Consider the following 13,972-nt stretch of genomic DNA (forward strand, 5'->3'; position numbering starts at 1 on the left):
TGCTTTAAGTATTGATATAACAATGTTTTGGTTGTATTACTGATTGTGCTTGAAATGTATAAATTGATAAAATTATTACAATTTGGGGCAACGTACCCTGTAAATTTGTTCAATTATTTTAACTCACATATACATAACTAAAACTTATGTTAATTTGGATTAATTATAACTTTATGTTATAATATAACTATAAGATAATAGTCTTATTCGGGGTGACTTAGGACGCTCCTTTGTATTTTTCAATTACATCAATTGCGCCTTTTAGCTACCACCAAAACTGAGGTGGTAGTTTTTCTATATAAAAAAACCCCATCATTTAGATGAGGTTATAAATTAAAATGAAACATTGTTTAATGAATCAACATCGATTTCGTACATTGGTTTTATACTAACGATTGAATTTTCATTTATTGCAATAAGTTCTGGTGATTCTACAAACAATAATCCTTCACTAACAAAATCATATGAGATTTTATCAACATCAATTTTTTCGTTAGTAACTAAAGTTAATTCAACCTTATATGTTTTTTCTTTCTGTAATAACAGTTCTATAACTTCACTTTTAGACATTTTCTCACCCCTTTTTATATATTAATTCTATTGTATAACATTTTACGCAATTTAACACTTTTATTATCTATCATGAGTTGTAGCAAAAATGGTAATTGTTTCATTCTTGCCATCATCATTAGCAACAGATTTTATATTATATTTTTTATCGTTATATTCCACGAACATAGATGGATCAATACCTTTTCTATATCTGATAATAAAGCGTATTGGTTCTTCATTTGCTGTAACGCTTGCTACTACATATTCAGAACCTTTCATTGTCTTAATATCTGCCCATGGTTGAGCAATTTCCACTTCTTCATAATCTTCTGGATATGGACCTGCATTTTCTCGTTTCAATATCTTTATTCTAGTATTAAAATGATATGCCATTATTTTCACCTCACATTTTGCAAACAGACTTTTTTGTCCGTGTACCTATTACTCATTTTTGAGCATGTACTATTTCACTTTGGTAAGACTTTTTTGTCTGACCAGACTACATAATCATTTTTGATTAACATCGTATTTACTCAAAGCGATTTCTAGGCAAGTTAGCATATAACTACCCACATAAAAGTATTAACTGTTGTTAGAATCGCAATGAGCTTTATATTTATTTAGAATAATTAGTGTATTCACTATTAAACCAATAAAAATTGTACTAAATCTTTTTTTGATATCGTGTATAATATTTCTATAAGGTGGTGAATATATTGAAAAAAATTTATACTTTAGAATTTTTAGACGGTTCAAAAATTGATATTTATGATAATACTGTCATAACTGGTATCGTTAATGATGATGTCAAAGAAACATTTTATTCAAGAGTAGTCTATGAAGATAATTGGAATGGTGATTATAATTCTCCTAAATCACTTACCACATATGATATTCATATAGGTGTGATGGGATTTTATACTTCTATTGATATGTTCTTTATTCAAAATAATGAATATGACCATAAAGCATTCAAATCTTCATCAATAAAAGCTATTCAATTCTAATCAAACCTTGTCACTCTATAATTGGAGTGGCATTTTTTTTGACCTGCGTATCCAAAACGACAACGCAGGTATTACATAACCCTTAAAAACTGTTCGAAGTTATCAAACAATCCTACATAAGCATCTAATAATGAAGCTGTTCCATCTATTCTACGTTTTGGTGATTGATTTTTAATTGGTACAATATTCCCATTTCTATCTGTTTCTATACCTGTATTCGTTAAACACCATTTTAATATGGGGTGATTATTATAATTAATTTTCTTTTTCTGTAAATCAGCACCCATATTTTGCATAGGTAAACTTAATGTTCTAGCACCCTGTTGTGTTCTTACCATCTTAAAGCCGTATGCTTCCATTTCATCTACCCAGTATCTAGCAGAATAATTATCGTAGTATATCCACAATGGTGTGATATCATACTCATTTAACATTTCTAAAAACCAATCTGTAATATCTGAATAATCTATCGTGTTTCCGTTACATAATCTTAGATAGCCCTGTTCATGCCATTTATCATATGGTATTTTATCTTCTTGTACTCGCTTTTTTAAGCTGTCCTGTGGTAGCCAATACATTTGATGAACATATCTTTGTTCAGTTTCTGGATCTACAAATAATAATGTGGCACAACTTAAATCTGTAGTTATGGATAAGTCAGCACCACCAATAGCATATGTGCCTGCAAAGTCTTTAATGTCGAATGTATCTTCATTATTAATATCCTCAAATGTGAGCCATGCACTATTAGTTATTTCTCTTATATTAAAGTCCTTAGTCAAAATACCCGTTAAGTCACTTGGATTATTCTTCGCCCTAGCAACTTTACGTTCTAAATCTTCAACTCGTTTAGAAACACCTAACGCTGGATTGGACTTCTGCCATCTATCTGGCATTTTAAACTCACCTTTATTATCTAATTCATACATAATAGGTAAGAAGTTATCATCTTCAAAGTTACCGTCAACCACGTTACAAGCATATTCATATAAGTCATCAAATATAGTACCTCTGTGTGTACCAGCAGTTGTTATCATAATCAGTAAAGGCTGTGTACGTGCAGACTGTGACTGTTTCATGACCTCATACAAGTTACGGTCTTGAATTGAATGTAATTCATCTATAACTACCAAATGTGCGTTCAATCCATCAAGTGAGTTAGAGTTCTTACCTAGTGATTGCATCTTACTGAAATTATGTGGAAAATATAAATCACTTTTACGCTTACGGATATTTTTATTCAAGTCTGGACTTTGCTTAATCATTTCATGTGCTTGGTCAAATAGTATGTTAGCTTGGTCACGTTTAGACGCTACAGAATACACCTCAGCACCACTTTCACCGTCTGCCATTAACATATATAACGCAATTGCACTTAACATCGTTGTTTTACCGTTCTTACGTCCAACGAAGAAAAATGATTCTGTGTATCGTCTGTGACCTGTTACTTTATCTAAAAAACCAAATAGAGCCGAGATATAGGCTTTTTGGAATAAGTCTAATATTAATGGTTTGCCTGCTAACTCACCTTTTGAATGTCTACAAAATGATTCAATAAACTTAATAGGTCTTAATGCTTTAGCATCATCATACACATACTTATCGTGATGATCTATATCTTGAATTAGCTTTTGATATTGCTTATATATCCTTTTGGAAACAACGATATTACCTTTCTCTATTTCTTGCCAATATTCAACAATATAATTAGTCATTTGTTACAAATTCCAAAAATGCATCTTTTTCATTTGTTACAATTGGCATAAGAGAAAGTAATTGTTTCATTGTTGCGTTATACTTAGGCACAGTAGCGTTATATGATTTCATAGCTGGATTTTCTTTTAAATATTCCTGTTCACCTTGTTTAAAAATATATGTTGCACCATGAAGCTGTACGGTAGATTTGAGTTCGTCCATCGTTTCTTTCATAAACATAAGTTCTTCCAACAAGTCATAGGCTACTGGTTTATTTTGTATATCTTGTTCATCAATTATATCTTTAAGTTTTTCTAAATTAATAGAATTATATACCTTTTTCATTTAATTCACTCCTTATATATTTTTAGGCACCCCTAAACTTTTGAAATATCGTTTGGAGGATAAGTTAAGTACCGTGTCGTTATTTTTCATCTTTCATTTTCAATTTTAAGTTGGGGGGATAAAATATTTTTTGAATTTAATTTTTATTTTATATTTTTATTTATTTCTAATATTTATTTTTAAAATATTAAATTATTTTTTTATTAAATTTCCATTATCATCAAACACTAAACCATCAGCTGTAACACTGCTTCCAAAATGTTCTTTGTTATGACATTGCAAACATAAAGCCTCTAACAAGTCCCAGTTATAAGTAATCATTGGATCAGTCACATTAGATTCATTTAACCAAACCTTATGATGGCATATAGTAGCTAACTCCCCACAACGTTCACAGATGTAATGTTGCGATGACATGTAACCATTACGACACTTTATCCACTTAGTAGAGCGATAGAATGATTCTGATACACTTCTAGCCATCGTATGAACGTCCTAATGCTGTTAGTGATATAAGCAATCCATCTATCGTACGCTTCAACCTGACGCTGTCATAAGTCTGTGGGTCAAACCATAACTGCAGTATGAATGTAGCTGTCGTCTTAGCAAGTGCGTGACTGTCCTTGCCATCGTCCCAATCTCTACCAGTTGTTAAGTATAAGTATTCAGGTATGGCATCTATCAATGGTTGTATGATGTCGTCATTGAAATCACCATCAACTCTTAATGCGTTACGTCCTTCTTCTATTGTTAATATCATATGTTCACTTCCTTCTCTTTGCATATAAACTACTGTGATATAAAAAGCAGTACCCCTTATATTTACATAGGGTATAAAATAAATAGCCCCCATATAAAAAAACTGTACCCCCTTTAAAAAATGATGTCCCCCTATAAAAAACAATGCCCCATAATTTTATATAGGGGCTAAAATAAATAGCTACCCCTTATAAAAATAGATGCCTCCTAAAATAAACATGTGGCTTTTTAAAATAAAGGACACCAGCTATAACTGATGCCCTAACTGTTTTATATTATCCTTCTACTTTTGCTGATAGTTTCACAAACGCTTCATCTACTAACACACGTGTATCTGCAATAGCCATCGCTCTGTAATCAACTAATCCACTACGGAATGATGATTCTCTTGATTGTTCAAGCATTAAGCCTTCTGGCAAGTTGTAACCTAGATAATTGAAGTTACCTAATAAGATTGTGCCATCTTCGATATTGTCATCGACTACAACTTCTTTACCTAGAATGTGTCCGATAGATTCATTCTGTGCATCTGCAATAAATAGAGGTCGTTTATTAGCATCTACTAAACTATATACTGTGTTGTATAATGTTGCGTTACTCATAGCAAATTTTGCACCTGCTGAATAGCCACGCTTTAAGATAGCTAATGCTTTAGTGAAATCTGTATATTCACCATTTAAGTCCACACTATTAGATGCATTCCATGTAACACCAGTTAATACACCTTGCCCTTGATTATTACCAGTTCCATTTACTAATGCGTAATCAATTGCTTCAACGACTGCACTTGTTAATTCTTAAATTAGATATGATTCAAACGCTGAAATACTCATCGTTTTAGCTTTCACACTGATTGAGAATACTTTAATAATTTCGTTACCATCGAATTGTACAGATGCAGTTGTAGGATTTTCTGAATCAACCTTCTTACCTTCTGTATGCCATTCTGCTTTTGCTGACGGTGTACCGATTGGGATACTAATTTTAGTTGGAATGTTGAATGATCTAACATGCCCAATCAATCCCCCCTGTGTACGTGCCTTAGAAATTACTTCGTTTAATGTTTGCTCTGGTAAAACTGCTGATGAGTTACTTGATGATGAGAAACTATCTGCACGATGTTCAGCATCTTGTTGAGCCATTGCTGTATTGAACGCTCTTGTTTCAACTTCCGTTAAGTTTTGTCCTAACATTTGTTTAAAGAACGCTGAACGGTATTCTGGAGAACTGAAAATATTTTCAGATGATACTTCATGTTGTCCTTTGATTTGTGTACCTGTAATTGGATTGTATGAACGTTGCTCTTGATTTTCTTTTGTCATGGATTCTTGCTCCTTATCTTTTATGTTTTCTTTAGCTTGATTAAGTCCTTCGATTTCAATATTTAACTTTGTAATATCTGCATCAGGATCATTCTCGATTGTCCCTTTGATTTGTCCTGCTCTTGTTTCAATATCTTCTAATGAAGCATTGCGATAATGATTGAATACTTCTTCTACTGTATTAAAATTCATATTATTTAATCTCCTTTGTTAATAGTTTATTTAGGTTAATCTGTGCTTGTTTATACTGTTCATGTCTTAATTCAGCATCTTGCATTTGATTTCTAGCTTCCACACTCGTTTCAGCGTATGCAGGAAAGTTTACTACTGAAAACTCAAGCACTTTTTCAATCTTATTAATAGTTCTTGTACGTGTATTCACATCATATAGACTACCGTCTTTATTACATGTGAATCCAAATGACATGCCTGTCAAATCGCCCCGTTTTACTGCCGTATAAACAGAGCGTGCTTCTTCGGTATCTGGTAGCGTAGCCCTAAAGTGCATACCTACCTCATCAGTCCATATATCCATTGTTTTAGGTGATTTCGCTAATGGTATACGATTTACATCATGTGACACTAAAAGCCTTGTATCATTCAATTTTAAGCCATCTAGTGCATTACGTTTTATCACTTCTATATATGAGCCTGTTGGTGTTTTAATTTCAGTCGGTTTATTAAAAACAATCGCTGTACCTTCCAACACCATTTCTTCACTTTTGGAATCTGTTTGTATTTCAGCTGATCTAATTTCCTTCATTGCTGACGTCCCCCTTATTTTGCATCTGATATTGATTAACAATTTCTTTATCAACATAATTTAGTGATTGAATTCGCTTATCTCCATCTTCCACATGTGGCAAGTTTAATAAATCTAACGCTTGGTTTACTGTTAATACACCTAATGGCAACAATTCGCCTATCATGTTTGTTTTAGATTTCGTGCTTGCATATTGTAATTTAGATGATTCAAATATGATGCGATTACTAAAAGCCTTCTCTCGTTCACTGAATACCTTATCGGTAAGCTCTAATGCTATTTGTATTGAGAATGGCTCAATAATCGATTCAAAGAACGCTTGCCAACCTTCTTCATCATAAGTACCATTTACTATTTTTTCGCTGATGCCAAGATAGTCGTATATTTTTTCTTTAACAACTTTTATTTGAGATGTATCAATTTGTACATCAGATACTTTTAAAGGTGTGTATTCCATTGATGTATTGACTGGTACAACGCCACCATTGTTAGCCATTGAGAAATAGTTATTCATAAATTCTTCTTTCGCTTCTTTCAGCTTACTTGGACTCAAAGCCTGTTGATACTTCACTATCCCTCTTATTTGAGCCGAGTTCTTAATAGCTTCATTCATACCTTCACTTTGCGTATGTGCTAACTGTAATGCTGACATAATAGCCGAATTGTCATCACCTAGTAATTCATTACTGTTAAAGTGTCGGCGTAATACTGCTACCTCGTCCATATGCAATATCACTTTATCCCCGTTACTGAATAAGAATTTAAGATATACTTCATTATTACCATCTACCACATACTCAACATTTGTAGGTGACAAAGGATATAATCCCGATAAGTTGCCCTTGCTATCCTTTTGTACCAATATAAAAGCATTGTTGTATAAGAAATATTGCGTTGCTATTTTATACAAGAAATCATATCCACTCATGAACGGATTAGGTCTATCCTGTAACAAACGATTTATTCTTGAATTACTATCTGTCTGTTTTGAATTATTGATAATATGCTTACCCGATAATTTCGCTATATGCCTAGCGATTGAATCTACAGCAGATCTATATATATCATTTTGATAAGCGTCACCAGTAAATTGAGAAAATGATTTATAACCACCATTCAACATTTCAAAGTTCTTCATCTGTTGCTCTTGTACTTTTTCAATTCCGAGTATTTTATCTATCCATTTAGGCATTTTCTCACCCTTTATTTTTATTTAGAACATTAGTTCCATTTACGTACACACGTTCGATTTAAGTTTTATTAATTATACCATAGAGGGGTATATAAAGCTAGTCATATCAATTGTTTAATTGATTTTGTTGGTATTCTGTTTTGGGTGGTAAACTGGGTTTACCTTTCTATTACTTCTATCAATATTTAACATTTTCTCACCATCTCTATATTTCATAAAAAATCTATCTGGGTTGATTGTTAAACTATCTAATTCATTAATTAGATATGTTATTGCTAGATTATCACCACGTAAGACTATGACCATATTCCCTACATTGTTTTTATTAAGTCCTAGATTGTAACCACGTAGCCACATGAAAGTAACTTCTGTGTTCAGTCTTGCCTGCAACGTTTCTTGACCTTCTGACGACAAGCACCAATCACATGTAATGAAATCAATATCTAAAGTTTTATACTTACCATATGTTTTTATAATCTGTACCATTGGTTTATTCTTGCGTTCTAATAAATTAGCTTCTTCTCTTGTTAACGGTCGTTCAATTAACTTGAATGGTTTTTCTGGTATTTTCATGTGCTTAGTCCTCCTAAATTGGTAAGGTAACTGAAATAAGCCTAATGGTAACCGAAATAAATATTTTCGGTTACCCTATTGAGACCTACAGCCACATAGGTTTAAGCGACTTTGGTAACTGGTAACCGAAATTTTGAAATACTTCTTAAACTTTTGCTTACACCTATTTCTAGGCTTCTACTTTTTTTATAAGTATTTTATAAAAATTCAGTTACTCGGTTACTTTTGTAGTCAAAACCCTTATATAGCAATACTTCAACGTGGTAACCGAAATAAATATTTTCGGTTACCTTCAGTTACTTCGGTTACCCTAGATAATCTTCATCTTTTCATTTTCGTATGATTTATAGTTTTTATTTTTTTCTGGGAAATCTAAATATGTTCTCATATTATTTAAATCACCAATTTGTTCACATAAAACTTCCCAATCATATTTCCCCTGTGCATCTATATTCCAGCTTTCATCAAGATAACCTTTAAATTGCCTGTGGAATTTACGCTCCGACAGTGGATAATATCCATTATCATTACAGAAATCTTTGTAAAAACCATATACAATATATTTTGGTATCTTCCTTATATGCCATTCATCAAATACACTTAATTTAAAGTCATACACTGGATCATTATCTTGTTTATATAACTCCATCATGTCTAGTGATGCCTTTGGTGTTATGAACTTATCAAAGTCTAAATTGATAGCCTTATATAGTACATATTCTAGTACCTGCGTATCTTTGAGATATTTCTCTTTAATATCCACATTTTCGATTAAACCGTTAAAATCTGCTTTAAAGGGTACAATGAGAAGCCGTCTGTTATTCCCACCTGTTTTGTCTTTAAATTTAGGCATACCATTAGATGATTGAATAACTGTACATCTAAACTCTGCTCGATACGGTTGCTTGTTCTTAACATTCACAAGTACAGAATCACCTGTGACTACACTTTTAAAATTAGATGAATCTTCAATAATAATGCCAACTGGTACATCATCACCAATAACGGCAGTTTTACCTTCTAAAACACTTAATTTAAACTCTTGTTCAAACTCATTGGCTTTCAAACTTGCAATGTTATTAAACCCTATTAAGTTAGATAACAATTGTTGGAATGAGCCTTTACCGTTATTACCATCACCAATGAAAAATATTGCTTTCTTTCTCGTGTAATTTCCATTCATTGCATCATTGATAACCTGCCATAACAAAGTGATAATTTCAGAATCACCACATGCTATTTCACTTAACCATTTATCAAAGTCCCAGCCTTTAATATTTGGCTGTTTAGCATTGTGAACATAGTTTGTTGATATTTTTGAAGTGAATACATAGTTAGGTGTAAAAGGTTCAAGTATTCCTGTTTCTCTGTTAAACACACCATTATTAACTGGTATCAAGTGTGGTTGTTCTGTTTGTCGTGTAACTTTTGCAGTGTTTGTTAAATGATAAATAACTTCTTCAGCTTTTCTCTCATTCAGTCTAGGCTCTAACCACGAAATAACACGTTTTATTATCGTTCTGTTACGTGTATAAATACCTTCTTCTTCTTGATACATAGCTAATTTAGTGTTTTCTTCTAAATCAAAAAGCCTAAATGTAAGTAAATCGTCCAATATATAAGCACATCTATTTGTCCCTATTGACGTTGGCTTACGACCATTTTTGCCTTCGTCCTCCCATAATTTAATTAATCTTTCACGTTCTTCTTTTCCTGTTTTAATCAGTAAATCTTTAACTGAAACTTTTTCATTTATTATGATATTGAAACCATCATTCGAGGTTTTATAATTTGGATCATAAACATTTATGCAATCATTAATCGCTTTATTAATACTTTTTTGACCGTATGTTTCATTACCTCTTAATTTGTCCCATTTATTACGTATTAGGTCTGAATTTCTGAATATCCTATCCATTTGCTTTGCATTTTTTTGAGTATAGAAAGCTAAAGCATTAAGTAGTGATAAGTCTGCTTCTGATTGCGACTCAAATAATTCTTGCCAGCCACCACTCATTAATTTACTTATCTTGTCAGCATCTTTACTTCTTGCCATTAATTGCATTACTTCTACATCATCTAAATTAGATGGCGTTATCTCTCTATCGATGAAGTCATTACTAATCACTTCACGTTTAAAATATCTTTCTACTAATGAATCGATATATGGTTGATTGCTTGATATTTCTCTTTTAACACCATCATTCACACCTGTAAAAGTCATAAATCTTGAATGAGAATACAATTCTAAATGTTCACTTTTGTTTTTTCTTTTAACTTCTTCTGGTAAAGTACCTTTGAAATAAGCATGTACACCTGTTCCAGACGGTGATACTTCCCACCATGTTTTTTCCATTACTTCTTTTGCTATATCAGTTATAGGTTCGTATGTTTCACTATCAATGTGGATATCATCTAAATCTAAGCAAATATAGTCATCATCTTTCGTTAGTACAAACCCTATACCTTCATATCCATCTATATATTCAATTGTTTTTTCAAAATCTGACCATGAATGTGGTTTTGTTGAATCTGCACGTATACCAATTGTTTGATATGGTACTTTTGCATATTCATCTTTATCTTTTAATTTTTCAGCTTTCCATAACACCCACTGTTCGAGGGGAGCCATTTCATTTGGTACATTTTCTTTATTCACTTTTAAAATTTTCTCTTTTTTTGTAATTGCCATATGCCACCGCCTCTTTTTGTGATAAAATAAAGTTATAAATATTCCTAATCGTTTGATTGCCTTTACTGATTGCCGTCAGTATTGGCTTTTTTTGTTTCTGATAACAATAATAGCCCCCAGCAAGTGAAACTAGTTAACAAACCAGCAAAATATATTGATTGAATTGTGTTGAGTCCAGACGTCATCAATATTATTCCAATTGCTACATTGAAAGTTATTAATGAGAAATACCTCATTTTGATTCACCTTCTTTTTTTAGCATACTTACTTCTGAATCAAGTTCTGAAATTATTTCGTCCATTTCTTTTTTATAAGTTTGTAATAACGTTACTGATTGATTCAATCTAATTCTTTGCTCTACATAAGCAAAAGCATGGTTCATCGCATCATCTTTGCTCTCCAATCTTTCATCTTCGAAATGATCTTCAAGTAGCCAGTATGAACTTTGAATTAAGTCTTCTAACTTATCTTGTAATACATCCATATCACTTTTTAAGTTTTCAATATTTAATAAATTATTCTTCATCTTTAAATCCTCCTATTTATGATCCAATTTTAATTTCATTACTGAATAATTCGTCTAACGTCATACCATATAACTCAGATAAAATCTTACCTTCTTCAATCGTAAATCCAGCTTTGCCTGATTCCTTCAATTGAAATCTCTGTGGAGATATACCTAATTTTTTCGCCACAAATGCTTGTGATTGTCCCTCCTCTTTTCTAGCAATATACAAACTCCAATTCTTAGTCATAAAACTTCCTCCTTTGAACTTTTTAGAACTTGAAAATAAAAATAATAGCAAGAACTAATTTTGAACTTTTTAGAACTTACAAATTTATATTATCATGTTAATATTGTTTTAGTCAATAAAAAGATTGTACTTTTTAGAACTTTTCATTTACCATAACATTATACGGCAAAAAATTATCAAAAGGAGATATCAAAATGTATGATAAAAAGCAGATAGGTAAACGAATAAAAGAAATTCGAGTTAAAAATGGTAAAACACAAGAAAAATTCGGGGAAATGTTTTCTGCAAGTAAAGGAAATGTAGCTACATGGGAAAAAGGACTCTCTTTGCCTAACAATGAGAGGCTAAAAATGATAAGCAAATATGCTGGTATTTCAGTTAACGAATTACTATACAATGAAAAAGATAATATTGAAGAACTTGAAGAATATATTTTTGAGGATATGCTAAAAAACTATCCTAAAGACACACATGTAGGTAAATCTTTAAGATTCCCTAATGACAATGAAAAGAAAGAATTATTACGTTCTGGTATTAATCGGACTTTGTCAGTTCCTATGTTAAAGAATAAAATAGATACTCCTAAATCAATATTAACTGAAAAACTTTACTATTACATAACTGATGATTTCCTTGATTTTTATGTAAAAAATAAAAAAACAAATCGTAATATAATTACTTATCTCCAAAGTGAATTAGCAAACTTATATGGATATGTAGCAGAATATAATTTTTATGATTTCGAATATCAATTAAATGGAATCTTAGATGATATAACTTTAATATTTAATGAAAGAGATTCTGGGATAGACCCTAATCTTTTAAATGAACTTGATAATTTAATAGAACAAACATTAAAAGATTTGAAAAAATTAAAGGATAAATACCCCGACCAAAAATCAAAAAGATATATAGATGTCGTTGCAATATCAAATTCTACAGCAAAAATCTTTTCTAAATATTCTTTTGAAATTGATAATGAGAATAATAAAAATAAAATCGAATATATAAAAAATAACTTATCAAATATTATAAAAGAACTTTCAAAAAATAATAATGAGTTTCATAAATTAATACAAAGCAATTTAGAAAATAAATAAAATTGGAGATGACACTTATTGAACCATGACTTAAAACTTTCACATAACATATATAAAGATGCTAAACGTGGTACATACTACTTTCGTATCAAATACTATGATGAAACAAATACACGTCAAGAAATAAGGCGTAGTGGCTTTTCACAGCGTAAAGAGGCAGTTAAGAAATGTAATGAGGTATTAGATGAATTAGAGGGCATAGGCAATATAGATAATTTGCCATTTGATGAATTAGTTCAAGAATACATGGACTGGTACGCAGCGAGACGTAAACAATCTAGCTTTAAAGCATTAACCACACATGTTAAGAATCATCTGTTACCCTACTTCAAGAAAACAGACGTATATAAACTTGATACAAAAGCGATAATGAAGTTTCAGAATAAGAAATTAAAAGAAGGTCATTCTGGAGAGTATTTAAAGAAGATGCATGTTTTTCTAGTTTCTATACTTAATCACGCTATGAAGTATCATGATTTAAAACAAAATGTGGCATCATTAGTAGGTAATTTTGAGATAGCATCAAATAAGCGTTTGAACTATTGGACTGTTGAACAATTTAAGGAATTTGTCGAAGTATTACCAACTTTGCAACAGCAACTATTCTTTAAATTACTATTCTATACTGGGGCAAGAAAAGGAGAAATAAGGGCTATTACGTGGCGTGATATTAACTTTAATGAAGATTATATCCATATAGATAAAACAGATTATCATGGTACTGTAACAACACCTAAAACTAAAGCAGCGATACGTGACATATATTTACCACAACATGTGATGAATGATCTAACTGAATACCAGGCATGGTATAAAGAAAATAATGTTTATAAAGATGATTATGTATTATTTGGTACTTTCTTTAAGTCGTTTAGTGAGTCCACAATTGATAGGTGGTTTACTACTGCTTTAAAAGTCCTAGATGATAATTTGCCTAAAGGGCAAACATTCCCACGTATTGTTATTCATGAATTAAGGCATAGCCACGCATCACATTTAATCAATCATGGTGCTAACATAATGATAATAGCCCAACGATTAGGGCATGCTGATACAACTGAAGTAATGAATAGATATGGGCATTTGTACCCTAGTACACAAAAAGAAATAGTAAAATATTTATAACTGATACACTCTTAATCATAACGATATAGGGTGTATTTTTTATGTGCTGGGGTAAAACTGGGGCAATACTGGGGCAACCAAAATAAAAAGCC

General features: G+C 31.5%; 15 protein-coding genes and 1 pseudogene. 3 read left to right on the forward strand and 13 right to left on the reverse strand.

Features of this window, described 5'->3' with window-relative positions:
• Positions 1 to 333: 333 nt before the first annotated feature.
• Both ACNMOQ_RS10880 and ACNMOQ_RS10885 read right to left on the reverse strand, forming a co-directional pair.
• Positions 334 to 570, reverse strand: coding sequence for a hypothetical protein (locus tag ACNMOQ_RS10880; RefSeq protein ID WP_416349828.1), 237 nt, complete (start codon positions 568 to 570; stop codon positions 334 to 336).
• Positions 571 to 633: 63 nt separating this feature from the next.
• Positions 634 to 945, reverse strand: a complete 312-nt coding sequence (locus ACNMOQ_RS10885) for a phage head closure protein (RefSeq protein ID WP_416349829.1) — start codon at positions 943 to 945, stop codon at positions 634 to 636.
• 323 nt (positions 946 to 1,268) lie between these two features.
• On the opposite strand from ACNMOQ_RS10885, the gene ACNMOQ_RS10890 reads away from it, so the two are divergent.
• Positions 1,269 to 1,559: a hypothetical protein gene (locus tag ACNMOQ_RS10890; protein ID WP_416349830.1), complete on the forward strand. Its 291-nt coding sequence runs from the start codon at positions 1,269 to 1,271 to the stop codon at positions 1,557 to 1,559.
• A gap of 71 nt (positions 1,560 to 1,630) precedes the next feature.
• Here the strand turns inward: ACNMOQ_RS10890 and ACNMOQ_RS10895 are convergent, their stop codons facing one another.
• The 11 genes and pseudogenes from ACNMOQ_RS10895 to ACNMOQ_RS10945 all read right to left on the reverse strand — a co-directional run bounded on the left by ACNMOQ_RS10895 (position 1,631) and on the right by ACNMOQ_RS10945 (position 11,655).
• A complete protein-coding gene (locus ACNMOQ_RS10895) occupies positions 1,631 to 3,274 on the reverse strand; it encodes a terminase large subunit (RefSeq protein WP_416349831.1) in 1,644 nt (547 codons plus the stop codon).
• A complete protein-coding gene (locus ACNMOQ_RS10900) occupies positions 3,267 to 3,599 on the reverse strand; it encodes a hypothetical protein (RefSeq protein ID WP_416349832.1) in 333 nt (110 codons plus the stop codon). Before ACNMOQ_RS10900 ends, ACNMOQ_RS10895 begins: the two co-directional genes overlap by 8 nt.
• Positions 3,600 to 3,791: 192 nt before the next feature.
• A complete protein-coding gene (locus ACNMOQ_RS10905; protein WP_416349833.1) occupies positions 3,792 to 4,082 on the reverse strand; it encodes an HNH endonuclease in 291 nt (96 codons plus the stop codon).
• The gene (locus ACNMOQ_RS10910) at positions 4,075 to 4,359 is read right to left on the reverse strand and encodes a head-tail connector protein (RefSeq protein WP_239724910.1); all 285 of its coding nucleotides are present in this window, start codon (positions 4,357 to 4,359) and stop codon (positions 4,075 to 4,077) included. Before ACNMOQ_RS10910 ends, ACNMOQ_RS10905 begins: the two co-directional genes overlap by 8 nt.
• 274 nt (positions 4,360 to 4,633) lie before the next feature.
• Positions 4,634 to 5,872 (reverse strand): annotated as a pseudogene (locus ACNMOQ_RS10915) (phage major capsid protein).
• Between the two features lies 1 nt (position 5,873).
• Entirely contained in the window at positions 5,874 to 6,443 is a 570-nt protein-coding gene (locus ACNMOQ_RS10920; protein WP_416349834.1) for an HK97 family phage prohead protease, read from the reverse strand.
• Positions 6,430 to 7,635: a phage portal protein gene (locus ACNMOQ_RS10925; RefSeq protein ID WP_416349835.1), complete on the reverse strand. Its 1,206-nt coding sequence runs from the start codon at positions 7,633 to 7,635 to the stop codon at positions 6,430 to 6,432. Before ACNMOQ_RS10925 ends, ACNMOQ_RS10920 begins: the two co-directional genes overlap by 14 nt.
• A gap of 114 nt (positions 7,636 to 7,749) precedes the next feature.
• A complete protein-coding gene (locus ACNMOQ_RS10930; protein WP_416349836.1) occupies positions 7,750 to 8,208 on the reverse strand; it encodes a hypothetical protein in 459 nt (152 codons plus the stop codon).
• Between the two features lie 310 nt (positions 8,209 to 8,518).
• On the reverse strand, positions 8,519 to 10,900 hold the full coding sequence (locus ACNMOQ_RS10935) for a phage/plasmid primase, P4 family (protein ID WP_416349837.1): 2,382 nt from the start codon (positions 10,898 to 10,900) through the stop codon (positions 8,519 to 8,521).
• A gap of 232 nt (positions 10,901 to 11,132) precedes the next feature.
• The gene (locus ACNMOQ_RS10940; protein ID WP_416349838.1) at positions 11,133 to 11,426 is read right to left on the reverse strand and encodes a type II toxin-antitoxin system toxin TscT; all 294 of its coding nucleotides are present in this window, start codon (positions 11,424 to 11,426) and stop codon (positions 11,133 to 11,135) included.
• Between the two features lie 16 nt (positions 11,427 to 11,442).
• A complete protein-coding gene (locus tag ACNMOQ_RS10945) occupies positions 11,443 to 11,655 on the reverse strand; it encodes a helix-turn-helix transcriptional regulator (RefSeq protein WP_416349839.1) in 213 nt (70 codons plus the stop codon).
• Positions 11,656 to 11,849: 194 nt separating this feature from the next.
• On the opposite strand from ACNMOQ_RS10945, the gene ACNMOQ_RS10950 reads away from it, so the two are divergent.
• On the forward strand, positions 11,850 to 12,755 hold the full coding sequence (locus ACNMOQ_RS10950) for a helix-turn-helix domain-containing protein (protein ID WP_416349840.1): 906 nt from the start codon (positions 11,850 to 11,852) through the stop codon (positions 12,753 to 12,755).
• An 18-nt stretch (positions 12,756 to 12,773) separates the two neighbouring features.
• Positions 12,774 to 13,880, forward strand: coding sequence for a tyrosine-type recombinase/integrase (locus ACNMOQ_RS10955; protein ID WP_416349841.1), 1,107 nt, complete (start codon positions 12,774 to 12,776; stop codon positions 13,878 to 13,880).
• Positions 13,881 to 13,972 lie beyond the last annotated feature (92 nt).

This window comes from Mammaliicoccus lentus (assembly GCF_947036595.1).
GTDB lineage: Bacteria > Bacillota > Bacilli > Staphylococcales > Staphylococcaceae > Mammaliicoccus > Mammaliicoccus lentus.

Coding starts and splice junctions, on each gene's coding strand:
- ACNMOQ_RS10880 (WP_416349828.1), bottom strand. CDS start 570: ATGTCTAAAAGTGAAGTTATAGAACTGTTATTACAGAAAGAAAAAACA.
- ACNMOQ_RS10885 (WP_416349829.1), bottom strand. CDS start 945: ATGGCATATCATTTTAATACTAGAATAAAGATATTGAAACGAGAAAAT.
- ACNMOQ_RS10895 (WP_416349831.1), bottom strand. CDS start 3,274: ATGACTAATTATATTGTTGAATATTGGCAAGAAATAGAGAAAGGTAAT.
- ACNMOQ_RS10900 (WP_416349832.1), bottom strand. CDS start 3,599: ATGAAAAAGGTATATAATTCTATTAATTTAGAAAAACTTAAAGATATA.
- ACNMOQ_RS10905 (WP_416349833.1), bottom strand. CDS start 4,082: ATGGCTAGAAGTGTATCAGAATCATTCTATCGCTCTACTAAGTGGATA.
- ACNMOQ_RS10910 (WP_239724910.1), bottom strand. CDS start 4,359: ATGATATTAACAATAGAAGAAGGACGTAACGCATTAAGAGTTGATGGT.
- ACNMOQ_RS10920 (WP_416349834.1), bottom strand. CDS start 6,443: ATGAAGGAAATTAGATCAGCTGAAATACAAACAGATTCCAAAAGTGAA.
- ACNMOQ_RS10925 (WP_416349835.1), bottom strand. CDS start 7,635: ATGCCTAAATGGATAGATAAAATACTCGGAATTGAAAAAGTACAAGAG.
- ACNMOQ_RS10930 (WP_416349836.1), bottom strand. CDS start 8,208: ATGAAAATACCAGAAAAACCATTCAAGTTAATTGAACGACCGTTAACA.
- ACNMOQ_RS10935 (WP_416349837.1), bottom strand. CDS start 10,900: ATGGCAATTACAAAAAAAGAGAAAATTTTAAAAGTGAATAAAGAAAAT.
- ACNMOQ_RS10940 (WP_416349838.1), bottom strand. CDS start 11,426: ATGAAGAATAATTTATTAAATATTGAAAACTTAAAAAGTGATATGGAT.
- ACNMOQ_RS10945 (WP_416349839.1), bottom strand. CDS start 11,655: ATGACTAAGAATTGGAGTTTGTATATTGCTAGAAAAGAGGAGGGACAA.
- ACNMOQ_RS10950 (WP_416349840.1), top strand. CDS start 11,850: ATGTATGATAAAAAGCAGATAGGTAAACGAATAAAAGAAATTCGAGTT.